This is a genomic window from Achromobacter sp. Root170 (genome assembly GCF_001428165.1).
GTDB lineage: Bacteria > Pseudomonadota > Gammaproteobacteria > Burkholderiales > Burkholderiaceae_B > Achromobacter > Achromobacter mucicolens.
In genome coordinates this window covers 221,435-244,683 of the sequence record NZ_LMHN01000016.1, presented here as the reverse complement: position 1 = coordinate 244,683, position 23,249 = coordinate 221,435, and the positions used below count along the sequence as shown (strand labels likewise).

Below are 23,249 nucleotides of genomic sequence, written 5' to 3'. Positions count from 1 at the left end.
TCTCCAGGGTTGTGGCCGGCTGCGGCGCCTCGTGCGGGCGCCGTCAGGCTGGCGATAAGGCCGGTCCGGTCAGTCCGAACCGAGCTGCAGCTTGTTGGGCTGGCGTTTCTCGATGGACCACTTCAAGAGCGCGGCCGAGCGGTAGATGCCATGCGCGAACTTGCCGTAGGGCAAGGTCAGAAACAGCGCCATCACGACGCCCAGGTGGATCGCCAGCAGCAGCGCCATTGCGCTGCCGTCGCGGCCGGCCAAGAGCGCCAGGCCCGTCGCGCTGGTCAGGAACAGCAGCACGATGAAGCCACGGTCCATCGGCTTTTGCGCCGCGTCGCCCTGCAGCGGATGGCGCTTGACGTTCAGCCACAGCAAGCCGGCCGGCCCGATCAGAAGGCCAATGCCGCCCGCGGTGCCCAGCAGCACGGGCGCGCTCAGGATCGGATACGGCGCCTGCTGGCCCAGCAGATAGTGGTACAGCGTGGCGACACAGGTGGCCGCAAAGCACAGCATGAAACCGTAGAAGGTGAAATGGTGGAACCGCCGGCGCCACAGCGTGAAGGCATCGTCGGCGTTGTTGCAGCCCTTGCCATGGCCGCCGTCCAGATAGCGCAGCCGCAGCGCGTCGTGTGCCGCCTCGGCCACCGCCGCGCCGGAGGCCGCCCCCGGGCTGACGTTGCGCCAGAAGCGGGTCACCCCCACCGCCAGCGCCAGCATCGAAAAGCCGAACACCACGCCGAACATCAACGCCAGCGTGTTGTGCGGAAAGACGGCGTAGAAGTTGCCGGCCATCGGCTCATGGAAAAGGCCGCCCGCCATCACCACCGCCAGCACCAGGAACAGCGCCAGACCTGCGGCCGTGGCCAGCGACAGCGCCAGGCCATTGCGCTTGTACAGCGTGCCCAGCGCGGCGGGCCAAGCGTAATCGGTGTACGTCTGCATCCGCACCTTGGCCATGGCTTGCGGCACGTTGACGGCGAATTCGTGAGGCGGCGCGTACTGGCACGCGTGCAGACAGGCGCCGCAGTTGTGGCACAGGTTGGCCAGGTAGTTCAGGTCCGCCTTGCCGAATTCCAGGCGGCGGGTCATGGCGGGAAACACCGCGCAGAAGCCTTCGCAGTAGCGGCAGGCGTTGCAGATCTGCATGACGCGCGACACTTCGGTTTCGTCGCCGGTCAGCGTTTCGGTCAGCGGCCTGGCGCCCCGGGCATGAAAGCGCACCGGCTGCTCGGCCGGGGCCGCGGGCTGGGCAGGCATTGAACCCGTCTGACTGCTGGAAAAGGACTGCGCCTCGCGGGCCAGGGCTTCAAGCTGCTTCATGGTGTGCTCCCGCATGTTTCTGGCTGAGCGCCGCCGCCGCGGCGCGGGTGCCGGCAATGCGGCCAAATGCCGTGCCGATGGACATGCCCACCCCGGCGGTATAGCCCTTGCCCAGCACGTTGCCGGCCATCATTTCGCCGGCGACAAAGAGGTTGTCGCTGGGCGTGTCGTTGAACCGGACCGCGGCGGTGTCGTCCACCTTCAGGCCCAGGTACGTAAAGGTGATGCCGGGACGCAGCGCGTAGCCGTAGAACGGCGCAGTGTCGATTGGGCGCGCCCAGTGCGTCTTGGCGGGCGTCACGCCTTCGGTATGGCAATCGTCCAGCGCCGTGTGGTCGAACTTGCCCACGCGGCACGCGGCGTTGTAGTCGCCGATGGTCTTGGCGAAGGTGGCCGGATCCAGGCCCAGCTTTTCGGCCAGTTCGGGCAGCGTGTCGGCTTTCACGCCCGGAAACACGGGCGGCATGAAGCGGCCGATCGCCTTGGCGTCGATGATGGAATAGGCGATCTGGCCGGGCTGCATGGCGGTCAGGCGGCCCCAGATCGCGTAGCGCTTGGGCCAGAAGTCCTCGCCTTCGTCGTAGAAGCGCTCGGCGTCGCGGTTGACGACCACACCCAGCGACACGCAATCGATGCGCGTGCAGATGCCGCCGTCGTACAGCGGCGCGCGGGCGTCGATCGCCACGCAGTGCGATTGCGAAGGATCGCCGATGCCGTCGGCGCCGGCGTCCAGCATGAACTTGAGCAGCACGCCCATGTTGAAGCGCGTGCCGCGGATCAGGAAGTTGTCGGCCGGCCATTCGCCGCGCTCGTTCTGGCCCCAAGCCTCGCGCAGCCATTCGCGGTTGGACTCGAAGCCGCCCGCGGCCAGCACACAGGCGCGGGCCTCGATGCGTTCGGCGCCGATGCGCGCGGCCACGAAGCGGCCGTTGTCCAGCTCTAGCGAATCGACCGGCGCGTTGTAGCGGACCTGTACGCCCAGCGCTTCGGCGCTGCGGTAATAGGCGTTGACCAGCGCCTTGCCGCCGCCCATGAAGAACGCATTGGTGCGGGCCACGTGCAGCGCGCCCGACAGCGGCGGCTGGAAGTTCACGCCGTGACGGCGCATCCAGTCGCGGCAGGTGGAGGATTCGCGGATGACCAGCCGAGCCAGGTGTTCGTTGGTCTGCCCGCCCGTCACCTTGAGCAGGTCCTGCCAGTATTCTTCTTCGGGATACGCGTCGATCAGCACGTCCTGCGGCGCATCGTGCATGCAGCGCAGGTTGCGCGTGTGCTGCGAGTTTCCGCCCCGCCATTCCTTTGGCGCCGCTTCCAGCAGCAGCACGCTGGCGCCGGCTTCGCGCGCCATCAGGGCCGCGCACAGCGCCGCATTGCCCCCACCAATCACCAAGACGTCAACCATGCCATCTTCCCCAGTTCAAGGGGCAGACTCTACGCAGGGGCGCGCCGCTGCGATAGCAGGCGGGCGTCAACGGGTGTTCACGATTCGTGAAGAGTCACCACCGCCCACTTGCCCTCCCGCGCCAGGGTGCGAGAGACATCGGCCATGACCAGGCGGGCGGCCAGCGCCGCGGGCGACAGTTCCTCGTCGGACAGGCTGGCCAGCAGGTTCGAACGAAACAGGTGGGCATCGTCGATGCGCGCCATCTGCAACTGGCCGGGCGCGATGCGCGCGGTGGCCGAGCTGGGCTGGATCGTGGCCGCGCCGCCCTGCCGCACCACGTCCATGAGCAGCGACAGGCCGTCGACCTCGGCCACCACCCGGGGCGTGTGCCCCAGTTGCTGGAACGCATTGTTGACCAACGCCCGCAGGCCGTGGCGGCCGCTGGGCAGCACCAGCGGCAGGTCGGCAATCGCCTCCAGCCGCGTCGTGTCGCCAAACGGCACGCCGGGCATGTCGGGCCGGGCGAACAGGAACAAGGGTTCGTCCAGCAGCGGCATCACGCTCCAGCGGCGCGCGGATTCGGCGTGGAACACGATGGCCAGGTCCAGCAGGCGGCCGTTGAGCATGTCGGTCAGATGCCCGGACAGCGCCTCGACCAGGTGCAGCCGGATATCGGGGTAGCGCTCGTTCATGGCCTGCAGGAACGGCGCCCCCAGCACGGCGGCCGTGGTGGACGGCAGGCCGACGCTGACGTGGCCCGCCAGCCGCGCCTGCTGGGCCGCCTGGACGGCGTCGTCGGCGTGGCGCAGGGCCAGCTGCGCCTGCCGGAAGAACGCCAGCCCCGCGTCCGTGGGCACGACGCCGCTGGCGCTGCGCTGCAAGAGGCGCGTGGAGAGCTCGCCTTCAAGGCGGCTGATCTGCTGGCTGAGCGCCGAGGTGACCATGCCGATCGACATGGCCGCCCGGCCGATGCTGCCTGCCTCGACCACCCGCACAAAATAACGAAGCTGGCGCAGTTCCATGGGTCAGCCCGGGATGGTCAGTCCCTTGGCGACCGCCGGGCGCGCAACGAATGCGTCCAGCACGCGCGCGACGTTCTTGAACGACGAAAAGCCGACGAGATCGCCGGCGTCGTAGAACCCCACCAGGTTGCGCACCCAGGGAAAGATCGCGATATCGGCGATGGTGTACTGGTCGCCCATCACCCAGTCGCGCCCTTGCAGGCGCTGGTCCAGCACCGTCAGCAGGCGCTTGGACTCGTCGACGTACCGGTCGCGCGGCCGCTTGTCCTCGTAGTCCTTGCCCGCGAACCGATGGAAAAAGCCCAACTGGCCGAACATCGGTCCGATGCCGCCCATCTGGAACATCACCCATTGCAGCGTTTCAAAGCGTCCGGCCGCGTCGGCAGGAATGAACTGGCCGGCCTTGCTGGCCAGGTACACCAGGATCGCGCCGGACTCGAACAGGCCAAGCGGCTTGCCGTCCGGCCCGTTCGGGTCGAGGATGGCCGGAATCTTGTTGTTCGGGCTGAGCGACAGGAACTCGGGCGTGAACTGATCCTTGGTATCGAAGGCGACACGGTGGACCTCGTAGGGCAGACCCGTCTCTTCCAGCATGATCGACGCCTTCACGCCGTTGGGCGTCGGCAGCGAATAAAGCTGGATGCGGTCGGGGTGCTGGGCGGGCCACTTCTTGGTGATGGCAAAGTCGTCTAGGGAGGACATGCGGGGTTTCTCCGGGGCAGGCGGGGTTGGGTGACGACAATCCTAGCGCAAAACCCGGTGCAATCCCCACCGCAGCGCGGTTGCCGCCACCGCAATGGGCAGCACCATGGGCCATTGCGCCAGGAACAGCTCGCGTGTCGCCTCGCCGGGAGCCCAGGTGTTGCCAAACACCTGCGGCGACGGCGGCGCCAGATACAGGGCAACGAGGGCCGCGGCAAAGGTCGCCAGCAGGCGCCAGGGGGGGGATCGCCGCAGCCGGGCCGGGCGCTCGGCCAGGATCAGTACGATGACGCCCGCCAGCCCGGCCAGGACGGCCTCGGCGTAGAAGTCGCGCACGCCGTACAGGTAAGGCGCGACGGGGACGACCCAGCCATAGGCGCCGGTCGTCAGCACGGAGGTCAGGCAAGCGCCGAACAGCGCGGCGGCGAAGGACAGGAGAAGCAGGTCGAGGGTTCGCGCTAGGAGTTTGGGCATGAGCGGATGGCGGCAAAGGCGTGGCGGGAGGATGCCATACGTTCCTGCCGAGCGCTGGCCGGGGCGTGGAACGGGTTTGTGATGCACAATCCGCCTCGCGCCCGCAAGGCGGCGCCCTGCCCCGCAGGTCACCCCATACCGCCGTGGCGCCCGCCGCGCCCGGCGCCACTGGCAGTCTCCATGAAGCACCCGCAGCAACGTTCCGGACAACCCGCCACTTTCCATCGCCGCCTCATCCCGGCCCGCGCAGATTGGCGCATGGGGGCCGCGGCGTCATGCCTGGCCGCCGCAGCGTGGCTGACCGGTCCGGCCGCGCACGCCGCGGGCCAGAACACCGCGCAAGCGGTATCCGGCACCCCGGCGTCGCCGGCGGCCGACACCCTGCGCACCACGCGCAGCCTGACGCTGACGCTGTGGGACGGCAAGCGCGCCGCCCCCGCGCCCAACACGCCGTACCGCGCCTTCGTCACCGGCAAGGACGACGCCATCCTCGATACGCCTTCCGGCGACGGCATCCTGCACGGCGTCACCGATGGCGAGGGACGCACGGCGCCGATCCGGACGACGCTGCCGCACGCGGAGGACGACTTCACCCTGATCCGCCGCATCGGCGATGGCCCGTGGGGCCACTTCTTTCAGCTGCACAGCAGCGGCTCCCCCGAGCCCTTGCCCGGCTGGCCGTACATCATGACCATGCGCCAGCGCTGGGGCGAAGCCTGGGTGGACCTGGGCTACACCAACCGCCAGGGCGCGACGGCCTACTTCAGCCACGACGTGCCGGCCGGTGCGATCTCGCTGCACATCGACGCGCAGGTCACGCGCGACGGGCCGTGCTTTGCCGAGCTGGACGCCGTCAACCGCGCGTTCGCCCGGAACGACGCCGAGGGCGCCCGCGCCCTGATCGACGGCATGCGCTGCACCCGCAGCGCCGACCAGAAGCTGGACCTGGCGCGGCTGCTGCTGGCCGCCGGCCAGCCCGGCCTGGCGCGCCATTGGCTGCTGCAGGCGCGCCAGGGGCCATTTCCGGACATGTTCAAGCCCGTCGACCCGGGCGAGCGGCGCAAGCGGCTGGAAGTGGCGCGCCTGCTGGGCATGCCGGATCTGGTGTTGCAGGAGTCGAACGTGCTGCAGGACAGTGCGGCCGGCAAACGCGGGGCGCGTGCCGCCGGCGCGGTGGACCTGGCGAACAACACGGCCTATTACCTGGCGGACTTCCCGGACTACCTGCCGCAAGCCGAGGAGCAGGCCCGCCGCTCGCTCGACCGCGTCGGCCCGCGTCCGTACAACCAGGGCACGCTGGGGTGGATTTTGGCCTTGCGCGGGCAGACCGCCGATGGCCTGCGCCTGATGCACACGGCGTACCGCGACCTGCCGCGAGACGAGGAGATGGTGGCCGACTACGGCCTTGCGCTGTGGCGTAGCGGACAACCGGACCAGGCCACACGGCTGTGGGACGAGGCGCAGCGCGAATGCGTGTGGGGCGTGCGCATGCACGCCGCCTTGCGGGAGGCGGGATACCCGCACCCGTACTTCCTGCCCGCGGATTCCGATGCGGTGAACGGCTATCGCGCACGCTGCGCGAAACCGCGGATCAAGGCGAAGACGGCAGGCCTATAATCCGCCCATACGCTGCGAGTAACGCGCCTGCTGAGGGGCAGCCGCAGGAGACCTTTATGAAATCCTTCCCGACGCGCCTGCTTTCTCTCGTTGCCGCCGCACTGCTCCTTGCCGGCTGCGGCACTGGCCCCGGCGGACCGCCCCACCCCGGCGCGATCAATCCCTACAGCACCGGCGGCTTCCGTGACGCGGGGCCCAACTATCCCGATACCGGCCGCTGACGCCGCCGCACCCGCCCGGCGTGCAGGCCCCCCTGCCGCCGCCGTGACGGCCCGAACCGCATAACAGCTTTGCGCCCGCGGGCCCCTCCCGCGGCGCCCGCCAACTCCTAGACTGCCTGCACATACCGCAGTCAAGGAGAAGGCTTTGCAGCCGCTGTTATCGAATCTCAAAGTGCTGGACCTGAGCCGCATCCTGGCCGGTCCGTGGGCCAGCCAGATCCTGGCCGACCTGGGCGCTGACGTCATCAAGGTCGAGCGGCCAGGCCAGGGCGACGACACGCGCACCTGGGGCCCGCCGTTCCTGAAGGATGAAGACGGCCAGGACACCCGGGACGGCGCCTATTTCATTGCCACCAACCGCGGCAAGCGCTCCATCACGCTGGACCTGCAGACGCCCGAAGGCCAGGCGCTGGTCAAGGACCTGTGCCGCGACGCGGACGTGGTGCTGGAGAACTACAAGGTCGGCACGCTGGCGCGCATGGGGCTGGACTACGAGTCGCTGTCCAAGATCAATCCGCGCCTGGTGTATTGCTCGGTGACCGGTTTCGGCCAGACCGGACCGCGCGCCGCCGAACCCGCGTACGACTTCCTGATCCAGGCGATGGGCGGCCTGATGAGCGTCACGGGCGAACGCGACGACCGCCCCGGCGGCGGCCCCCAGAAGGTGGGCGTGCCGATCGTGGACCTGACCACCGGCGTGTACGCCGCGCTGGGCATCGTGGCCGCGCTGTTGCGCCGCGCGCAGACCGGCAAGGGCGAGTACATCGACGTCGCCATGCTGGACGTGCAGGTGGGCCTGCTGGCCAACCAGGCCATGAACTTCCTGCTGGGCAACAAGGTGCCGCGCCGCACCGGCACCGCGCACCCGAACATCCAGCCGCAGCGCACGTTTGCCTGCGCCGACGGCGACATCGTCATCGTGGTGGGCAACGACGGGCAGTTCGCCACGCTGTGCGAGATGCTGGGCAAGCCCGAACTGGCGCAGGACCCGCGCTACATCACCAACAGTCAGCGCGTGCGCAATCAGGACACGCTGGATCCCGTGCTGGACGCCATCTTCGCCAGCCAGCCGCGTGCCCACTGGCTGGCCGCGCTGAAAAAGGCGGGCGTGCCGGCGGGGTCGATCAATACCGTGCCCGAGGTCTTCGAAGACCCGCAGGTCGTGCACCGCGGCATGCTGCGCCGCCTGCCGCATCCGGCCGCCGGCTCGGTGCCGCAGGTGATGAACCCGCTGCGATTCGGCAGCTCGGCCCTGCGCGCCGATGCCGCGCCGCCGCTGCTGGGCCAGCACACCGCCGACGTGCTGGCCGAACTGGGCCTGTCCGCCGAGCAGATCCAGGACTATCGCGACCGCAAGATCATCTGAACAACAAAGGAGAGAGACATGAGCATGCCGGAGAACCTGGCCGGGCCCTACACGGCGCTGGACGTCGCGATCGCCGACGGCGTTGCCACCATCCTGCTGGCCAACCCGCCCGTCAACGCGCTCAGCACCGAGATGATGAACGAGCTGTCCTGGGTGCTGGACCGCATCTCGGAAACGCCCGAGGTGCGTGCAGTGGTGCTGTCGGGCCAGGGCAAGACGTTCTGCGCGGGCGCCGACCTGAAGAACCGCGCGGCCACCATCAAGGGGCCGGGCGACCTGCCGCAACACTCGCGCCGCACGCGGGAATGCTTTCATGCGATCCGCGAGTGCGCCAAGCCCGTGGTGGGCGCAATCAACGGCCCGGCGCTGGGCGCGGGGCTGGCCATCGTGGCCTCGTGCGACATCCTGATCGCCGCCTCCACCGCAGTCGTGGGTCTGCCGGAAATCAACGTCGGACTGCTGGGCGGCGGCCGCCACGGCATGCGGCTCTTTGGCCATTCGCGTCTGCGCCGCATGATGCTGACGGGTCTGCGCGTGGACGGCGACGAACTCTACCGGCTGGGCATCGTCGAGGCCAGCGTCCCTGCTGAAGCACTGATGGACCGCGCAATGGAACTGGCGCGCGAGCTGGCCAGCAAGAGCCCGCTGGCGTCCGTGCTGGCCAAGCAGACGCTCAACGCCATCGAAGACATGAGCCTGCGCGACGGCTACCGCTACGAACAGGACATGACGGCGGCCATCGCCAAGACCGAGGACGCGCAGGAGGCGCGCCGCGCCTTCCTGGAAAAGCGCGCGCCGGTGTTCCAGGGCAAATAACGGGAGCCGCCATGACCAGTGCATTGGAAGGCGTGAAGGTCCTGGACCTGAGCCGCGTGTTTTCCGGGCCGTGGGCTGCGCAGATGCTGGCCGACTTCGGCGCCGAGGTCATCAAGGTGGAGCGCCCCGGCCGCGGCGACGACGTGCGGCACCAGGGCTATCCCATGCCGGACCGCGACGGCAAGCCCAGCCGGGAGACTTCTTCGTTCGTCGCGATGAACCGCGGCAAGAAATCCGTGACGCTCGATATCTCGCGGCCCGAAGGCCAGGCGCTGGTGCGCCAGCTTGCGCAGAAGGCCGACATCGTCATCGAGAACTTCAAGGCGGGCGACCTGAAGCGCTACGGGCTGGACTATGCCTCGCTGTCGGAACTGAATCCGCGGCTGGTGTATTGCTCGATCACCGGCTTTGGCCAGACCGGGCCCTACAGCCATCTGCCGGGCTACGATCCGATCTTCCAGTCGATGAGCGGCCTGATGAGCGTGACCGGCGTGCCGGACGGCGAGCCCGGGGCGGGACCGGTCAAGGCGGGTTATTCCGTGTCGGACCTGACCGCGGGCTTTTATGCGGTGGCGGCCATTCTTGCCGCGCTGCGGCACCGCGACCAGATCTCCGGCGTGGGCCAGCACATCGACCTGGCGCTGCTGGACGCGCAGATCGCGGCCATCTCGCACATCGGCATGAACTACCTGGCCAGCGGCCAGCTGCCCGCCCGCATGGGATCGGCCTCGCAGATCACCGCGCCGTTCCGCGCCTTCGAGTGCCGCGATGGGCATCTGATGGTGGCGGTGGGCAACGACTCGCAGTTCCGCAGCTTCTGCAACGTGATCGGCCTGCCCGACCTGGCCACCGACCCGCGCTTTGACACCAACCCCAAGCGCGCCGCGGCGCAGGCCGACCTGTCCCGCCAGATCGAGCCGGCGATGCTGGCGCGCACGGTGGCGGACTGGAACCAGGCGCTGGCAGCTGCCAATGTGCCGTGCGGCCCGATCTACACCATGGATCAGGTCTTCGAGGATCCGCAGGTGCGGCATCGCCAAGTGCTGGGCAGCGTGACGCATCCGGCGCTGGGCCGCATGCCGGTTGTGCGCAATCCCATTCATTTTTCCGGCACGCCCATCGCACTGGGATTGCCGCCCCCCATGCTGGGCGAGCACACGGCCGACGTCCTGCGCGCCGAGCTGGGTCTGACCGACGCGGCGATCGCGCAACTGCAGGCTGAGGGCATCGTATGAGCGCCGCCGACCACGAACTGATCGAGGAAATCCGCGACAGCGCGCGCGACTTTCTGCAGCGCCGCGACCAGCGGCAACGCAAGCGCCGCACCCCGGGCGGCGATCGCGCGTACTGGCAAAAGATTGCCGCCGTCGGCTGGCTGGGCATGAGCGTGCCCGAAGCGCTGGGCGGTCTGGGACTGGGCTGGCACGCCATGGCCGCCGTGCTGGAGGAAGCGGGTCGCGCCCAATTACCCGAGCCGCTCGTCGGGGCGGGCGTGCTCAGCACGGCGCTGCTGGCGCGCGTCACCCCGGCGGGCGATGCCGCTACCCGCGACGCGTTGCTGCAAGCCTTGTGCGCAGGTGAAAAAGTGGTGGGCCTGGCCTGGCAGGAAACCGAAGGGCAGCTTGAGGCCGGCGAATCCGCCGGGGCGTTCGGCGTCACGTTCACCGCGCGCGAAGGCGCCTATGTGCTGAACGGCGAAAAGCGCCACGTCGTTCCCGGCGCGGACGTGGACGGCTGGCTTGTCACGGCCGATGGCGAAACGGGGTCTGCGCTCTTCCATCTGCCCGCCGGCACGCCCGGCGTCACGGTGCAGACGCACGAACGCGCGGACGGCTCACCGGCCTGCCATCTGACGATCGAGTCCGCGGTGGTTGGCGGCGAGGCGTTGCTGGCGCGCGAGGGCGTGCTGGACGCGGTTGACGAGGCGCTGGACTACGGCCGCCTGATGCAGTCCGCGGAACTTGTGGGCATCGCGCGGCAGGTGCTGGCCGATTCGGTGGCCTACCTGAACACGCGCAAGCAGTTCGGCCAGACGCTCTCGTCGTTCCAGGCGCTGCAGCACCGTCTGGTGGACGCGACCCTGCAGGTCGAGCTGGCGTCCAACAGCCTGCTGGACGCGTTGAACGCCCTTGCCGCGGCGCCGGGCGACGTCAAGGCGCGCAAGGCGGCGGCCAGCCGGGTCAAGGCCCGCGCCGCACGCGCCGGCATCGACGCGGCGCGACTGGCCATCCAGCTGCACGGCGCCATCGGCTACACCGACGAATGCGACGTCAGCCTGTATTTCCGCAGCGCCCTGCACCTGGCCGCCTGGCTGGGCAACGCCACGGCGCATCGACAGCGTTATGGCGTGCTGGCAGCCGACCCGGCGCCGGAGACGGACGATACGGCGGAGGATGCCGCCGACGGCAACGACACCACCGATTTCCCGCGCGACGCAGATTGGAACGCCATGCCGGAAGCGGCGTTCCGCAAGCTGCTGCGCCGGTTCTTCCGCGCGCATTACCCCGATCACCTGCGGCACGTGCCGTGGCGGCTGCATTGGGACGAGATCAAGGCGTGGTACTTCACCTTGTCGCGACAAGGCTGGATTGCGCCGTCGTGGCCGCGCGAGCATGGCGGCATGGCGCTGTCGCCCGCCCGGCAGATCGCGTTCATCGAGGAAGCCGAACGCTACGGCGTGGCGCGCGCGCCGGACCAGGGCCTGGTCATGCTGGGTCCCATCCTCATCCGCTACGGCACCGAGGCGCAGCGCGCGCGGTTTCTGCCGGGCATCCTGTCCGGCGAGGCGGTGTGGGCGCAGGGCTACTCGGAACCAAACGCTGGATCGGACCTGGCCTCGCTGCGCTGCGAGGCGGTGATCGACGGCGACGAACTGGTGGTCACCGGCCAGAAGACCTGGTCCACGCTGGCGCAGGACGCGACGCATATGTTCATGCTGGTGCGCACCGACAAGACCGTGAAGAAACAGGCCGGCATCAGCTTCCTGCTGGTGGACCTGAATAGCCCGGGCGTCAGCCGCCGGCCGATCCGCACGCTGTCGGGCCACGAGGAGTTCTGCGAGGTCTTCTTCGACCAGGTCCGCGTGCCGCGCGCCAACGTGGTCGGCGAACTGAACGCGGGCTGGGGCATCGCCAAGGCGCTGCTGGGGTTTGAGCGCCTGTTCAGCGGCAGCCCCAAGCACGCCAGCCACGCCCTGCAGCAGATCTTCAGCCTGGCGCGCCAGCGCGGCCTGCTGGCCGACCCGGCGTTCACCGACCGGCTGGCCGAGTTGCGGCTGGACAGCGCCGACCTGACCGCCATGTACCGCGTGTTTGCGGACATGGCCAAGGCCGGCCGCCCGCTGCCGCCGGAACTGTCGCTGCTCAAGATCTGGGCCACCGAGACGCACGAGCGGCTGGGCGCCCTGCTGATCCAGATCGCCGAGGAATACGGCGGCGCGGCGATGCGTCTGGGCTATGGCAACGGCGGCGTGCAGGCGCTGGCGCCTTACGTCAACGCGCTCGCGGCCACCATCTTCAGCGGCACCAACGAGATCCAGCGCAACATCTACGCCAAGCAGGTTCTGGGCCTGCAGGGCGCCTGACAATGACAACGCGCCGGCCCGAGCCGGCGCAACCGGAGAGAGACACATGAAAAAAGCAACCGTACTGGCGGTGGCGGCAATGATCCTGGGCGGCGCCGCCGCGCCTGCCGCCCACGCGGCCCAGCCGTGGCCAAGCCAGCCGATCCGGCTGATCGTGCCCTACCCGCCCGGCGGCTCGGTGGACAACCTGGCGCGCCTGCTTGCGCCGTCGCTGGGCGAGCGCCTGGGCCAGACCATCGTGATCGAGAACAAGGCCGGCGCCAGCGGCACCATCGGCGTGGACGCCACCGTGCGCGCCACGCCCGACGGCAACACGTTCGGCTTTGGCGTGCCGGGCGCAATCACCGGGCTGCCCCACGTCATGAAGGTGCCGTACGACGTGTCCAAGATCCAGTACGTGTCGCTGGTCGCGCGCATTCCGCAAGTGATCATGGTCAACCCGTCGTTGCCGGATACCACCCTGGCCGCCTTTGTCGACAGCGCCAAGAAGCATCCCGGCAAATACAACTACGGCTCGGCCGGCAATGTCACCACCCCGCACCTGGGCGGCGAACTGCTCAAGCAGCAGACCGGCATCGACATCATGCACGTGCCCTACAAAGGCGCCGCGCCGGCGGTGACCGCGCTGCTGTCCAACGAGGTGCAGATGTTCCCCGGCGATGCCTCGGCCGCGCTGGGCTTCATCAAGGCCGGCAAGCTGCGCGCGCTGGCCGTGGCCAGCCCCGAACGCTTCGAGGGCCTGCCCGACGTGCCCACCACCAAGGAGGCCGGCTTTCCCGGCATCGTCGTGGAGTCGAACTACGGCGTCATCGCGCCCACCGGCACGCCCAAGGACATCGTGGACAAGATGTCGGACGCGATCGCCAAGTCGCTGGCCGACCCGGCGCTGCGCCAGAAAATGATCGACCAGGGCGCCATCCCCGTCGCCACGTCGCCGGACGCCTATCGCGCCCTGATGGAGGCGGAGTCGAAGAAATGGGGCGAGGTCATCAAGCGCGGCAAGCTGGGTCTGCAATAACGCCATGCCCGCGCGCTTTTGCCGTACGCTTATGCCGATTCCACCGACTGCCGACCTGCGCCATCGACCATGCCATCCGCAAAAGCCACGGGCCTGAGCCTGGACCTGACCGCCGACCTTCACAAATGGCGGGCCTTCCTGGCCATCGCGGAACTGGGCAGCATCACGCGCGCGGCGCTGTATCTGGACCAGGACCAGTCGGTGCTGAGCCGCCGCATCAATGCGCTGGAACGCGAGTGCAATGCGCGGCTCTTTAACCGCACCGGGCGCGGCGTGAACCTGTCGGAAGTGGGCGAGCGCCTGTTCCCGCTGGTGCAAACGCTGCTGGGCGACGCCGAACGGCTTGAGCTGGAACTGAACGGCGAGGCCCGCGAACCTGCCGGCGAGGTCACGCTGGGCCTGTTGCCATCGACAGCGCACCCGCTTATCCGCCGGCTGTTTTCGCGGCTGCGCCAGCAGTTTCCCAAGGTGCATCTGAAAATCCTGGAAGGCTCCAGCGGCCAGATCGAGGAATGGCTGACCGACAGCCGCGTGGACATCGCCATCCTGTACCGCTACGGCGACAAATGCCCGCCCGGCGAGCAGGCGTTGGCGTCCGTGGACTCTTATCTGGTCGGCGCGGCGGGCGATGCGCGCACGCAGGCCGGCGAAGTGACGTTTGATCAGCTGGACGGGCTGCCGTTCATCCTGCCCGGCGCGCCCAATGGCCTGCGCAACGCGCTGGACGGCCTGGCGCGGGCGCGCAAGATCACCATCGCGCCCCTGATCGAGGCCGACTCGCTTCCGCTCATGAAGTCCATCGTCGAACACGAGAAGATGTACACCGTGCTGCCGCTGCACGCCGTCTGGCAGGAAGTGCAGGAGGGACGCCTGAGCATCGCCGCGCTGCGCGATCCCACGATGAGCCGCATCATCTCGATGGCGTTCTCGCGATCGAAGGGACCCGGACGCACGGTCACGGAAGTTGCCACTCAGATCGAGGCGCTGGTGCGCGAGATCGGCGGCGAAGGCGTCTGGCACGCCAGCCCGTAAGCGGCGTCCACCAGTGGGCTAAGGATGCGGGTTCAGCGCGGGGGCTCAGCGCCCCCGCTTGTATTTATGCGAAGCCGTACAGACGCTCGGGGTTGTCCACCCAGACCTGCTTACGCAGCGCGTCGTTGCCCAGCCAATCGTGCGCCAGGTCCACCAGCGCGTCGGCCGACGGCGCCGCCGCCCCCATGCGCACGAAGGGCCAGTCCGATCCCCACAGCACCTGATCCGGATTGGCGGCAGTGAAGGCATCGTGGATGAAGCGCGCGTTTTCATAATCGGGCGCGGCCCCCACCCGGCACACCGTCAGCTTCATCCAGATCCTGCCGTCGGCCAGCAGCCCGCGCAGCAGCTGGAACACCGGATCGGCCTCGCCGCGCGCCGGCACCAGGCTGCCGAGGTGGTCGATGACCAGCGGCAAATCCAGCTTTGCCAGCTCGGGCAGATGGCGCAAATAGATATCGCACGGCGCCCACAGCTGCGCGTGCAGGCCGAACTGTTTCATGCGCGGCGCAAGCGCCGCGACCTGATCGAATCCCACGCTGCCGGGAAACAGGTTTCCCGCGGGGTCGCGCGCCTCGACGAAGCGCAGGCCGCGCACGCCGCCGTCATGCAAGGCTTGCAGCTGTGCATCCGTGACGGACGGGTCTGCCACCGCGATCCCGCGCAGGCGGCCTGCTCCCTCGCGCAGCGCGTCCAGCAAGGCATCCGGGTTCGTGCCATAGGGCGCCGGCTGCACCAGCACCCCGCGCGATGCGCCCAGCGTGTCCAGCATGCGCAGATAGCGCGACGCCGGCGCGTCCGGCGCGGCGTAGGACGAGGGATGCTGCAGGGGAAAACGGTCGTAGGGACCAAAGACATGGCAATGCGTGTCGCACGCGCCCGCCGGCAGGGCGTGGCGCGGCGTCACCGGCATGCGGGGCGTTTCCACGCTGTCCGGCACATAGGCACGGGCCTGCCCGCCTGCGGCGGGATTTGCGGCGGCGCTCATGGCTGGCTCCCGGTCAGGGGCGCAAGCCGGCTCAGCACCGGCGCGCCCGCCTGGCGCGGCGTATCCAGCGGCGGCGGCGCGTCGTCGGGCATCGGGATCTCGTGCGCGTTCAGCGTCATGGACACCATCGTGTAGTAGCCGATCACGGCGGTCAGTTCCACCACGCCCACGGCGTCCCAGCGCGCGACGGCCTGCGCATACAGGTCGGGGTCGACCTGGCCAGTCTCCTGGATCTGCCGCGCAAACTCGTAGACCACCGCATCGTCGGCGTTGTCGAACACGGGCGTTTCGCGGGCCTGGATCGCGTCCAGCACGGCGTCCGAAATGCCGGCGGCGCGCGCCGCCTGCGCATGAATGTGCCATTCGATCTGGCTGTTCCAGCGGCGCGCCGTCACCACAATGGCCAGTTCGCTGACGCGTGGCGCCAGGCTGGTGCCAAAGCGCAGCAACGCGCCCAGCGCCTGCCAGCGCTCGGCCAGTTCCGGGCTGTGCAGCGCGGCGCGCAAGGGGCCGACAAGGCGTCCGCGCGGACCGGAGACGATCTTCTCGTACACGCGCTTCTGGTCGTCGGTCATGGTGTCTGGCGTGGGCAGCGGGATACGGCTCATCTTCGTCCTCTCGTTACGGGGTTTCGTCGGGCTGCGTGCGCATCACGGACGGGCGCGCGGCAAACCGCGCGTGCCAGGCCGCCAACGCCGGGTGGCCGTCGCGCCAGGCGATATCCGGGAAACGATAGTCCTTGTACGACAGCGCGCAGCCGATGGCGATCAGGCCCAGGTCGAAGCGGCTTGCCTGCAGCGCGGGCGCTTCGGCCTCCAGCGCAGCCAGCACCGCCCGGGTCTTGAGCGCAAAGGCGTCCAGCCACGCGGGCGTCTGCCGCGCCTCGGGCTTGTTGCGTTCCTGGCGGAACAGCAGCAGCGCGTCCAGAAAGCCGTCGCCCAGCGCCTGGCGCCGTTCGGCGGTCAGGCGCGCCTGCGGGTCGGCCGGCAACAGGCCGCAGCCCGTCAGCGCGTCCAGGTAGGCGCAGATGACGCGCGAGTCGTACAGCGGCTGGCCATCGTCCAGCACAAGCGTCGGCAACTTGATGAGCGGATTGTCGGGCACCAGGTCCAGGTTAGGCTTATCCATCGCGACCGGCGTGCGCACGAGCGTCACGCGGTCCTCGATGCCGGCCTCGTGAATGACGATCATCACCTTGCGCACGAAGGGCGATCGCGGCGACCAATGCAGTTTCATCGACAGGCTCCAAAAGGGTTCAAGGTCTTCTCGGGCATTCAATGCCCCTGCGCGGGCCGCACGGCGGGATCGTTGGCCGCGTCGGGCGTGCGCATCTGAAAGAGATCGCTGGTGTGCGCGTACCAGCCCGCGCCGTGCATGCGGCCTAGAAGGCGCAGCGCGGGCGTGTCCACGTAGAATCTTTCGGCATTGAGCAAGGCGTCGTCGCGCAGGTACAGCGCCACAACGCGCGCCAGCACGATCACGCGCTGCGGCGCGGCATCCAGCACCTGCCAGACCTCGCACTCCAGCGCCGCGGGACTTTGCGCGATGCGCGGCGGCGCCACGATCAGGGACGGCTCGGTGGACAGGCCGGCACGCGCCAGTTCATCGATGCCGGCGTCGTAATCCAGGCTGGTGTGGTTCATCTGCTCGGCCAGCTCCGCCGACACCAGGTTGATCACGAACTGCCCGGTCTGCAGGATGTTGCGCGAGGTGTCCTTCAACTGGCCGCCGCGCGGGCCGATGCCCAGCGCGACGATGGGCGGATCGCTGCTGACCACGTTAAAGAACGAGAACGGCGCGGCGTTGCGCGCGCCTTGCGGCGACTGGCTGACCACCCAGGCGATGGGCCGCGGCACGACCACGCTGGAAAGCAGCTTGAAGGCGTCGGCCGAGGCCAGTTTGCTGAAATCGAAGTTCATGGCGCGGGAGGGTTCATCGTCATTTGGCCAGCAGCCCCAGCGTGCCAAGCAGCCGCTGCATATCGGCGCGGTCCTTGCGGACATAAGCGCCGGCGTCCTGGGGCGACAACGCCATCAACGATATCGCCTGATCCTGCATCACGCGGCGGTAGTCGGGATCGTCGTTCACGCGCCGGACGGTATCGCTCAGCGTCTGCACGATGTCCGCGGGGGTGCCCGCGGGCGCAGCCAGGCTGTACCACGTAGCGGCCTGCGCGCCCGGCACCCCGGCCTCGTCCAGCGTCGGCACGTCGGGCAGCAGCGGCGAGCGCTCGCTGGCCGCGTACGCCAGCGGCACCAGCCGGCCCTGGCGGATGAACGGCAGGCTGGCCGACAGATTCAGCATGGCCAGGTCGATCTGTCCGCCGACGGCGTCATTGATCGCCGGCGACGCGCCCGCATAGGGAATGTGATTGAGCTGCACGTGCGCGGCCTGCTGGAACAGTTCGGCGCCCAGGTGCGTGGCGCCGCCCACGCCGGCCGAGCCATAACTCAGCTTGCCGGGCTCGGCCTTGGCGCGGGCGATCAGCGCCTGCACCGTCTTGATGCCGCGCGACGGGTTCACGACCAGCATGATGGGCTGCACCGCCACCACCGAACAGAATTCAAAGGCCTGGATGCCGTCGTACGTGGTCTTCTGCATCAGCGGCGTCACGACGTGGCCGGCCGACGTGCCGAGCAGCAGCGTGTAGCCGTCAGGCTTGGCGCGGGCCACGAAGCCCGTGCCGATGGACGCGCCCCCGCCCGGCTTGTTCTCGACCACGACGGGCTGGCCCAGCCGCTTTTCCAGGGCGCGCGCCAGGCTGCGCGCCACCACGTCGGCCGGACCGCCGGCGGCGTAAGGATTGATGAGCGTGATGGGGTGGTCGGGATATGCCGCCGCGGCCGGCGCGGACAGCGAGACGGCGGACAGCGCGGCCGCCGCCGTCAGCAGGATTCGAAGCATCGAGGGCATGGAAGGTCCTTTCGTGAAAGCGGCGATGGCGAGACGGGCTGGCGCTCAGTCGGCGCGTGCGCCGGAGGCCTCGATGATCCGCGCCCATTTCTGCGTATCGGCGCGGATGCGTTCGGCAAACGCCTCGGGCGTGCTGTAGGTTGTCTGGATGCCGTATCCGGCCATGCGCTCGACCATCTGCGGCGCCAGCATCACGCTTTTGATGTCCGCATTCAGCCGGTCGATGATCGGGCGCGGCGTGCCCGCGGGCGCCAGCACGCCTGACCACAAGCTGACTTCGAAGGATTCGAAGCCCGGCGACTCCGAGATGGCCGGCACGTCGGGCAACGCCGCCAGACGCTGGCGGCTGGTCACGCCCAACGCCTTGACCTTGCCCTGCTTGACCTGTTCGACAAAGTTGGACGAGGTGTCGATCATCATCGAGATGCGACCGGCCATGAAGTCGTTGATCGCCCCAGACGTGCCCTTGTACGGGATGTGGCGGATATCCACGCCGGCCGTGGACTTGAACATCTCGCCCGACAGATGGCTGGTGGTGCCGCTGCCCGAGGAACTGAAGGTCAGCTCGCCCGGCTTCTTGCGGGCCAGTTCCGCAAGCTCCGCGACCGAGTTCACCTGCAGCGCCGGATTCACCACCAGCAAGTTCGCGGTCAGGTTGGTCATCGCGATCGGCGCAAAGCTCTTCTGCGGGTCGTAGCGCAGCTTGGCGTACAGCGTGGGGTTGATCGTCAGCACCCCCATGGTCGAGTACAGCAAGGTGTAGCCATCCGGCGCGGCGTTGGCCACCGCCTCGGCGCCGATCGCACCGCCGGCGCCGCCCCGGTTCTCCACCACGACGGATTGGCCCAGTTTCTCGCCCAGGCCCTGCGCCAGGGCGCGGGCCATCAGGTCGGTGGCCCCGCCCGCCGGAAACGGAACGACCAGCCGCACGGGCCGGTCGGGATAGGTGGACGCGGCCCCCGCCGCGGAAATCAGCCCCATGCCAAGACAAAGCCCGGCCGCGGTCAGCGCACTTGCGATTTTCATGCTGTCTCCAAACTTCGTTCTTGTGTTTGCAGCATGGTAGGCGCGGGACCGGGCCGGGGCTATGCGCGGGATCGCATATCTGGTTTGCGCGGGGTCTGGCCCCGGCTCAGCCGGGTTGGGCCAGCAGCCGCTGGATCTCGGCCTCGGTTTCCTTGTACCGGCCCTCGCCGAAGTGGGTGTAGACCACCTTGCCCTGCTTGTCGATCAGGTAGGCCGCGGGCCAGTACTGGTTGCGGTAGGCGGTCCAGGTGGCGTAGCGGTTGTCCTGCGCCACCGGATAGGTGATGCCGAAGCGTTGCAGTGCCTTTTCGACATTGGGCGTGGACCGCTCGAACGGAAACTCCGGCGTGTGCACGCCCACGACGACCAGGCCCTGGTCCTTGTACTTCTGGTGCCAGCTCGTGACGTACGGCAGCGTGCGGATGCAGTTGATGCAGGTGTACGTCCAGAAATCCACCAGCACGACCTTGCCGCGCAGCGATTCCATGGTCAGCGGCTCGCTGTTGAGCCATTTTTCGATTCCCGTGAATTCCGGGGCCTGCGCCGGCGCGGCCTGCGCGGTGCCTTGCATAAGGGAGGCGGCAATCAGCGCGCCCAGGGCTATCTTCTTGAACGTGGCAAACATGGCGAACTCCTTGAAGGTCAGGCGAAAAGGTTGGTGATCCAGGCGTAGGCCAGGACGTCGTACTGGAAGTAGATGGCGATGGCGGTCAGGACCAGCAGCACACCGAAGCCTTGCTGCAACCGGTGCGTGTAGCGCGACAGGCCACGCACGCGGGTGGCGATGGCCTGCCCGCCGTAGGCGATCACCAGCATGGGCACGCCCGCGCCGATGGCGAACACCAGCAGCAACGTGCTGGACTGCACCAGATCCTGCGCCTTGGCCGCCAGCACCAGAATGGAAGCCAGCACGGGGCCTGCGCACGGCGTCCATACGGCGCCCAGGGACAGGCCCAGCACGAAGCCGCCCGCATTGCCGCTGCCCGTGCCGCCCGCCGCGGACAGGCGCTGCAGCGGGCCGCCGATGCGGGCGATCAGGCGGTCGTAAGGGCCGGGCCAGATCCGCGCCAGGCCGAACAGCGCCAACAGGACGATCGAGGTCGAACGCACGGCTTCGTGCACGTGTTCATTCAGGTTGGAAATCAGGCTGAGCGCGATGCCCAGGCCCGCAAAGGCCAGCACGAAGCCGGACACGACAAACAAGGGACGCAGGCGGCCGGACCGTTCCAGCGAGGTGCCCAGCAGCACGGGCAACAGAGGCAGCACGCAGGGCGACGCAATGGTCAGCATGCCGGCAAGCAACGCGATGGGAGTATTGATGAGGTCCATGGGGTCGTCCTTGGGAAAGTGACCCCATTGCACCCGCCGCACGTATCCGGCTTGTGCCGGATCGGCGGATTTTTTCAAGCGCGTGTATCCGCCGCCCGGGCGTATACAGTACGACACACTCCGCGAGCGGCCCGGCGCTATAACCCGTTCACACCCCGCACCGGAGCCCCTCATGAAACGCCTGCTTGCCGTCCTGCTGCTGCTCTTTGGCGGCTTTACCGCCGAGGCCGCCAAGCCCTTCCAATGCCAGCTCATTTCCAACAGCCGTCCGCGCCGCGATCCCCTGCCCCCAGGCGACCGCTAGGCCGATAGAATTCCTGAACCCCGCCGGCGCGCAGCGCGCGCCGCCCTCACCCACCAAGAAGGCATCCGCAAATGGACCACACAGACCACGTCATGATCGTGGACGACGATCGGGAGATTCGCGAACTGGCGGGCGGCTTTCTGCGCAAGAACGGCCTGACGGTCACGCTGGCGGCCGACGGGCGGCAGATGCGGTCGCTGCTGGACAGCCTGACGGTCGACCTGATCGTGCTGGACATCATGATGCCCGGCGACGACGGCCTGGTGCTGTGCCGCGAACTGCGCAGCGGCAAGCATCGCCGCATTCCGATCCTGATGCTGACGGCGCGCAGCGACGACATGGACCGCGTGCTGGGTCTGGAGATGGGCGCGGACGACTACCTGGTCAAGCCCTTCGTGGCGCGCGAGCTTCTGGCGCGCATCAAGGCCATCCTGCGTCGCACCCGGATGCTGCCGCCCAACTTCCAGGTGACCGAGCCGGGCCGCGAGATCGCCTTCGGTGACTGGCGGCTGGACACCACGGCGCGCCATCTGCTGGACGCCGACGGCACCATCGTGGCGCTCAGCGGCGCGGAATACCGGCTGCTGCGCGTCTTCCTGGACCACCCCCAGCGCGTGCTGAACCGCGACCAGCTGCTTAACCTGACGCAGGGCCGCGACGCCGACTTCTTCGGGCGCTCGATCGACCTCCTGGTCAGCCGCCTGCGCCAGCGCCTGCGTGAAGACGCCCGCGAACCCCGGTACATCAAGACCGTGCGCAGCGAAGGCTACGTGTTTTCCGCCGCGGTCGAGGTCTCGGAAGGCGAGCCATGACCGGCACGTCCGCGCGCCGCCAAGCCTGGCCCCGCACGCTTGTCGTGCGGCTGTTCCTGATCTTTGTCGCCGGGCTTGTCCTGGCCTACGGGCTGTCGTTCGCCTCGCTGTTCTACGAGCGCTACAGCGCCACCCGCAACATGATGCTGGGCGACCTGGAGCGCGACGTCGCCATCGCCATGGACATCCTGGACCGCCTGCCCGCCGCCGAGCGCCCGGCGTGGCTGCCGCGCCTGTCCAGCAACAACCGTCAGTACCTGCTGGGCGACGGCAAGGCCGACCAGCCGCTCTCCCTGGATGCCGCGCGCACCGCCGCGCAGTCGATCGAGGCGGCGCTCGGCCCCGCGCGCCCCGTCACCGTCCGCGCGATGGCGGACGACCCCCGCCACATCCAGGCGCGCGTCGTGCTGACCGACGGACAGCCCGCCATCCTGGACATCGAGCTGTCGCGGATGCAACCGGCGCCGTGGCTCTTCGGCGTGCTTGCCGTGCAACTGCTGCTGCTGGCCGGCTGCGCCTGGCTGGCGGTGCGTCTGGCCGTGCGGCCGCTGACGCGCCTGGCGCGCGCCGCCGAGGAACTGGACCCCGACCAGAAAAGCCCGCTGCTCGACGAGGCCGGCCCCGCCGAGGTTGCCCACGCCGCCGTCGCCTTCAACGCCATGCAGGACCGCATCGCGGCGCATCTGGCCGAACGCATGCAGATGCTGGGCGCCATCTCGCACGACCTGCAGACGCCCATCACCCGCATGAAACTGCGCACCGAATTCATGGACCCGTCCGCCGACCGCGACAAGCTGGCGCAGGACCTGAACGAAGTCGAACGGCTGGTGCGCGAAGGCATCGACTACGCCCGCAGCGCGCACGGCAAGGCCGAGCAAACTGCCCGCATCGATCTGAACGCTTTTTTGGACAGCCTGGTCTGCGATTACCAGGACACGGGCAAGGCCGTGACGCTTCTGAGCGACTCCGTCCCGCCCTTGATGACGCGCCCGCATGCGCTGCGGCGCATCCTGGGCAATCTCATCGACAATGCGCTCAAGTTCGCGGGCGCGGCCGATGTGCGCGTGGCCGCGCGGGACGACGCCACCCTGTCCATCCTTGTCTTGGATCGCGGCCCGGGCATCCCGGCGGCGGAGCTGGACGCCGTGCTGCAACCCTTTTACCGCCTGGAAAGCTCCCGCAACCGGGACACGGGCGGCACCGGACTGGGACTGGCCATCGCGCACCAATTGGCGCAGGCGCTTGGCGGCACGCTGATCCTGTCGAACCGCGATGGCGGCGGCCTGTCGGCCGAAGTGCGCATCGCGCCGCTGCCTTCCAAGGATTGACGG

Annotated in this window: 24 protein-coding genes; 11 read left to right on the top strand and 13 right to left on the bottom strand. The window is 68.7% G+C overall.

All coding sequences use genetic code 11. From position 1 onward, the window contains the following. Nucleotides 1-69: 69 nt before the first annotated feature. From tcuB to ASD87_RS19125, 5 genes are all read right to left on the bottom strand, one after another. On the bottom strand, nt 70-1,311 hold the full coding sequence (gene tcuB / locus ASD87_RS19145) for a tricarballylate utilization 4Fe-4S protein TcuB (protein WP_056325163.1): 1,242 nt from the start codon (nt 1,309-1,311) through the stop codon (nt 70-72). Next, nucleotides 1,298-2,713, bottom strand: a complete 1,416-nt coding sequence (tcuA, locus tag ASD87_RS19140; RefSeq protein ID WP_056325160.1) for an FAD-dependent tricarballylate dehydrogenase TcuA — start codon at nt 2,711-2,713, stop codon at nt 1,298-1,300. Before tcuA ends, tcuB begins: the two co-directional genes overlap by 14 nt. A 77-nt stretch (nt 2,714-2,790) precedes the next feature. Further along, nucleotides 2,791-3,717 carry a LysR substrate-binding domain-containing protein gene (locus ASD87_RS19135; protein ID WP_056325157.1) on the bottom strand — a complete coding sequence of 309 codons (927 nt, stop codon included), beginning with the start codon at nt 3,715-3,717 and terminating at the stop codon, nt 2,791-2,793. A 3-nt stretch (nt 3,718-3,720) separates the two neighbouring features. Then, nucleotides 3,721-4,419 carry a glutathione binding-like protein gene (locus ASD87_RS19130; protein ID WP_056325154.1) on the bottom strand — a complete coding sequence of 233 codons (699 nt, stop codon included), beginning with the start codon at nt 4,417-4,419 and terminating at the stop codon, nt 3,721-3,723. A 42-nt stretch (nt 4,420-4,461) separates the two neighbouring features. After that, nucleotides 4,462-4,893, bottom strand: coding sequence for a hypothetical protein (locus ASD87_RS19125; RefSeq protein ID WP_056325150.1), 432 nt, complete (start codon nt 4,891-4,893; stop codon nt 4,462-4,464). A gap of 180 nt (nt 4,894-5,073) precedes the next feature. Here ASD87_RS19125 and ASD87_RS19120 point away from each other — a divergent pair, with 180 nt between their 5' ends. From ASD87_RS19120 to ASD87_RS19090, 8 genes are all read left to right on the top strand, one after another. Continuing rightward, entirely contained in the window at nt 5,074-6,510 is a 1,437-nt protein-coding gene (locus tag ASD87_RS19120) for a M48 family metallopeptidase (protein WP_235512756.1), read from the top strand. A gap of 56 nt (nt 6,511-6,566) precedes the next feature. Further along, on the top strand, nt 6,567-6,731 hold the full coding sequence (locus tag ASD87_RS27210; RefSeq protein WP_175234674.1) for a hypothetical protein: 165 nt from the start codon (nt 6,567-6,569) through the stop codon (nt 6,729-6,731). Between the two features lie 145 nt (nt 6,732-6,876). Then, nucleotides 6,877-8,097: a CaiB/BaiF CoA-transferase family protein gene (locus ASD87_RS19115; RefSeq protein ID WP_056325146.1), complete on the top strand. Its 1,221-nt coding sequence runs from the start codon at nt 6,877-6,879 to the stop codon at nt 8,095-8,097. Nucleotides 8,098-8,115: 18 nt separating this feature from the next. Beyond that, a complete protein-coding gene (locus tag ASD87_RS19110; RefSeq protein WP_369818566.1) occupies nt 8,116-8,913 on the top strand; it encodes an enoyl-CoA hydratase/isomerase family protein in 798 nt (265 codons plus the stop codon). Between the two features lie 11 nt (nt 8,914-8,924). After that, nucleotides 8,925-10,148, top strand: coding sequence for a CaiB/BaiF CoA-transferase family protein (locus tag ASD87_RS19105; protein ID WP_056325145.1), 1,224 nt, complete (start codon nt 8,925-8,927; stop codon nt 10,146-10,148). Continuing rightward, entirely contained in the window at nt 10,145-12,496 is a 2,352-nt protein-coding gene (locus ASD87_RS19100) for an acyl-CoA dehydrogenase (RefSeq protein ID WP_056325142.1), read from the top strand. Before ASD87_RS19105 ends, ASD87_RS19100 begins: the two co-directional genes overlap by 4 nt. Before the next feature lie 46 nt (nt 12,497-12,542). After that, entirely contained in the window at nt 12,543-13,514 is a 972-nt protein-coding gene (locus tag ASD87_RS19095; RefSeq protein ID WP_056325140.1) for a tripartite tricarboxylate transporter substrate binding protein, read from the top strand. A gap of 69 nt (nt 13,515-13,583) precedes the next feature. Further along, entirely contained in the window at nt 13,584-14,546 is a 963-nt protein-coding gene (locus ASD87_RS19090; protein ID WP_056325137.1) for a LysR family transcriptional regulator, read from the top strand. Between the two features lie 64 nt (nt 14,547-14,610). Here the strand turns inward: ASD87_RS19090 and ASD87_RS19085 are convergent, their stop codons facing one another. The 8 genes from ASD87_RS19085 to ASD87_RS19050 form a co-directional block, all read right to left on the bottom strand. Next, nucleotides 14,611-15,534 carry an amidohydrolase gene (locus ASD87_RS19085; RefSeq protein WP_056325136.1) on the bottom strand — a complete coding sequence of 308 codons (924 nt, stop codon included), beginning with the start codon at nt 15,532-15,534 and terminating at the stop codon, nt 14,611-14,613. Continuing rightward, nucleotides 15,531-16,142, bottom strand: a complete 612-nt coding sequence (locus tag ASD87_RS19080) for a carboxymuconolactone decarboxylase family protein (protein ID WP_056325134.1) — start codon at nt 16,140-16,142, stop codon at nt 15,531-15,533. Before ASD87_RS19080 ends, ASD87_RS19085 begins: the two co-directional genes overlap by 4 nt. A gap of 13 nt (nt 16,143-16,155) precedes the next feature. Beyond that, nucleotides 16,156-16,770: a glutathione S-transferase family protein gene (locus ASD87_RS19075; RefSeq protein ID WP_056325131.1), complete on the bottom strand. Its 615-nt coding sequence runs from the start codon at nt 16,768-16,770 to the stop codon at nt 16,156-16,158. Between the two features lie 38 nt (nt 16,771-16,808). Next, on the bottom strand, nt 16,809-17,453 hold the full coding sequence (locus ASD87_RS19070; protein ID WP_056325128.1) for a flavin reductase family protein: 645 nt from the start codon (nt 17,451-17,453) through the stop codon (nt 16,809-16,811). A gap of 19 nt (nt 17,454-17,472) precedes the next feature. Continuing rightward, nucleotides 17,473-18,438, bottom strand: a complete 966-nt coding sequence (locus tag ASD87_RS19065) for a tripartite tricarboxylate transporter substrate binding protein (protein WP_142055961.1) — start codon at nt 18,436-18,438, stop codon at nt 17,473-17,475. Nucleotides 18,439-18,492: 54 nt separating this feature from the next. Beyond that, a complete protein-coding gene (locus tag ASD87_RS19060; RefSeq protein WP_056325121.1) occupies nt 18,493-19,473 on the bottom strand; it encodes a tripartite tricarboxylate transporter substrate binding protein in 981 nt (326 codons plus the stop codon). A 106-nt stretch (nt 19,474-19,579) separates the two neighbouring features. Next, a complete protein-coding gene (locus tag ASD87_RS19055) occupies nt 19,580-20,098 on the bottom strand; it encodes a thioredoxin family protein (RefSeq protein WP_056325118.1) in 519 nt (172 codons plus the stop codon). A 17-nt stretch (nt 20,099-20,115) separates the two neighbouring features. Then, nucleotides 20,116-20,802, bottom strand: coding sequence for a cytochrome c biogenesis CcdA family protein (locus ASD87_RS19050; protein WP_056325945.1), 687 nt, complete (start codon nt 20,800-20,802; stop codon nt 20,116-20,118). Nucleotides 20,803-20,974: 172 nt separating this feature from the next. Between ASD87_RS19050 and ASD87_RS27525 the strand changes: the two genes are divergently transcribed. The 3 genes from ASD87_RS27525 (at nt 20,975) to ASD87_RS19040 (ending at nt 23,246) form a co-directional block, all read left to right on the top strand. Next, on the top strand, nt 20,975-21,106 hold the full coding sequence (locus ASD87_RS27525) for a hypothetical protein (protein ID WP_255357275.1): 132 nt from the start codon (nt 20,975-20,977) through the stop codon (nt 21,104-21,106). 71 nt (nt 21,107-21,177) lie between these two features. Further along, entirely contained in the window at nt 21,178-21,918 is a 741-nt protein-coding gene (locus tag ASD87_RS19045; protein WP_056325116.1) for a response regulator, read from the top strand. Beyond that, nucleotides 21,915-23,246, top strand: a complete 1,332-nt coding sequence (locus ASD87_RS19040) for an ATP-binding protein (RefSeq protein ID WP_056325113.1) — start codon at nt 21,915-21,917, stop codon at nt 23,244-23,246. Before ASD87_RS19045 ends, ASD87_RS19040 begins: the two co-directional genes overlap by 4 nt. Nucleotides 23,247-23,249 lie beyond the last annotated feature (3 nt).

Coding starts and splice junctions, on each gene's coding strand:
- tcuB (WP_056325163.1), bottom strand. CDS start 1,311: ATGAAGCAGCTTGAAGCCCTGGCCCGCGAGGCGCAGTCCTTTTCCAGC.
- tcuA (WP_056325160.1), bottom strand. CDS start 2,713: ATGGTTGACGTCTTGGTGATTGGTGGGGGCAATGCGGCGCTGTGCGCG.
- ASD87_RS19135 (WP_056325157.1), bottom strand. CDS start 3,717: ATGGAACTGCGCCAGCTTCGTTATTTTGTGCGGGTGGTCGAGGCAGGC.
- ASD87_RS19130 (WP_056325154.1), bottom strand. CDS start 4,419: ATGTCCTCCCTAGACGACTTTGCCATCACCAAGAAGTGGCCCGCCCAG.
- ASD87_RS19125 (WP_056325150.1), bottom strand. CDS start 4,893: ATGCCCAAACTCCTAGCGCGAACCCTCGACCTGCTTCTCCTGTCCTTC.
- ASD87_RS19120 (WP_235512756.1), top strand. CDS start 5,074: ATGAAGCACCCGCAGCAACGTTCCGGACAACCCGCCACTTTCCATCGC.
- ASD87_RS27210 (WP_175234674.1), top strand. CDS start 6,567: ATGAAATCCTTCCCGACGCGCCTGCTTTCTCTCGTTGCCGCCGCACTG.
- ASD87_RS19110 (WP_369818566.1), top strand. CDS start 8,116: ATGAGCATGCCGGAGAACCTGGCCGGGCCCTACACGGCGCTGGACGTC.
- ASD87_RS19105 (WP_056325145.1), top strand. CDS start 8,925: ATGACCAGTGCATTGGAAGGCGTGAAGGTCCTGGACCTGAGCCGCGTG.
- ASD87_RS19100 (WP_056325142.1), top strand. CDS start 10,145: ATGAGCGCCGCCGACCACGAACTGATCGAGGAAATCCGCGACAGCGCG.
- ASD87_RS19095 (WP_056325140.1), top strand. CDS start 12,543: ATGAAAAAAGCAACCGTACTGGCGGTGGCGGCAATGATCCTGGGCGGC.
- ASD87_RS19090 (WP_056325137.1), top strand. CDS start 13,584: ATGCCATCCGCAAAAGCCACGGGCCTGAGCCTGGACCTGACCGCCGAC.
- ASD87_RS19085 (WP_056325136.1), bottom strand. CDS start 15,534: ATGAGCGCCGCCGCAAATCCCGCCGCAGGCGGGCAGGCCCGTGCCTAT.
- ASD87_RS19080 (WP_056325134.1), bottom strand. CDS start 16,142: ATGAGCCGTATCCCGCTGCCCACGCCAGACACCATGACCGACGACCAG.
- ASD87_RS19075 (WP_056325131.1), bottom strand. CDS start 16,770: ATGAAACTGCATTGGTCGCCGCGATCGCCCTTCGTGCGCAAGGTGATG.
- ASD87_RS19070 (WP_056325128.1), bottom strand. CDS start 17,453: ATGAACTTCGATTTCAGCAAACTGGCCTCGGCCGACGCCTTCAAGCTG.
- ASD87_RS19065 (WP_142055961.1), bottom strand. CDS start 18,438: ATGCTTCGAATCCTGCTGACGGCGGCGGCCGCGCTGTCCGCCGTCTCG.
- ASD87_RS19060 (WP_056325121.1), bottom strand. CDS start 19,473: ATGAAAATCGCAAGTGCGCTGACCGCGGCCGGGCTTTGTCTTGGCATG.
- ASD87_RS19055 (WP_056325118.1), bottom strand. CDS start 20,098: ATGTTTGCCACGTTCAAGAAGATAGCCCTGGGCGCGCTGATTGCCGCC.
- ASD87_RS19050 (WP_056325945.1), bottom strand. CDS start 20,802: ATGGACCTCATCAATACTCCCATCGCGTTGCTTGCCGGCATGCTGACC.
- ASD87_RS27525 (WP_255357275.1), top strand. CDS start 20,975: ATGAAACGCCTGCTTGCCGTCCTGCTGCTGCTCTTTGGCGGCTTTACC.
- ASD87_RS19045 (WP_056325116.1), top strand. CDS start 21,178: ATGGACCACACAGACCACGTCATGATCGTGGACGACGATCGGGAGATT.
- ASD87_RS19040 (WP_056325113.1), top strand. CDS start 21,915: ATGACCGGCACGTCCGCGCGCCGCCAAGCCTGGCCCCGCACGCTTGTC.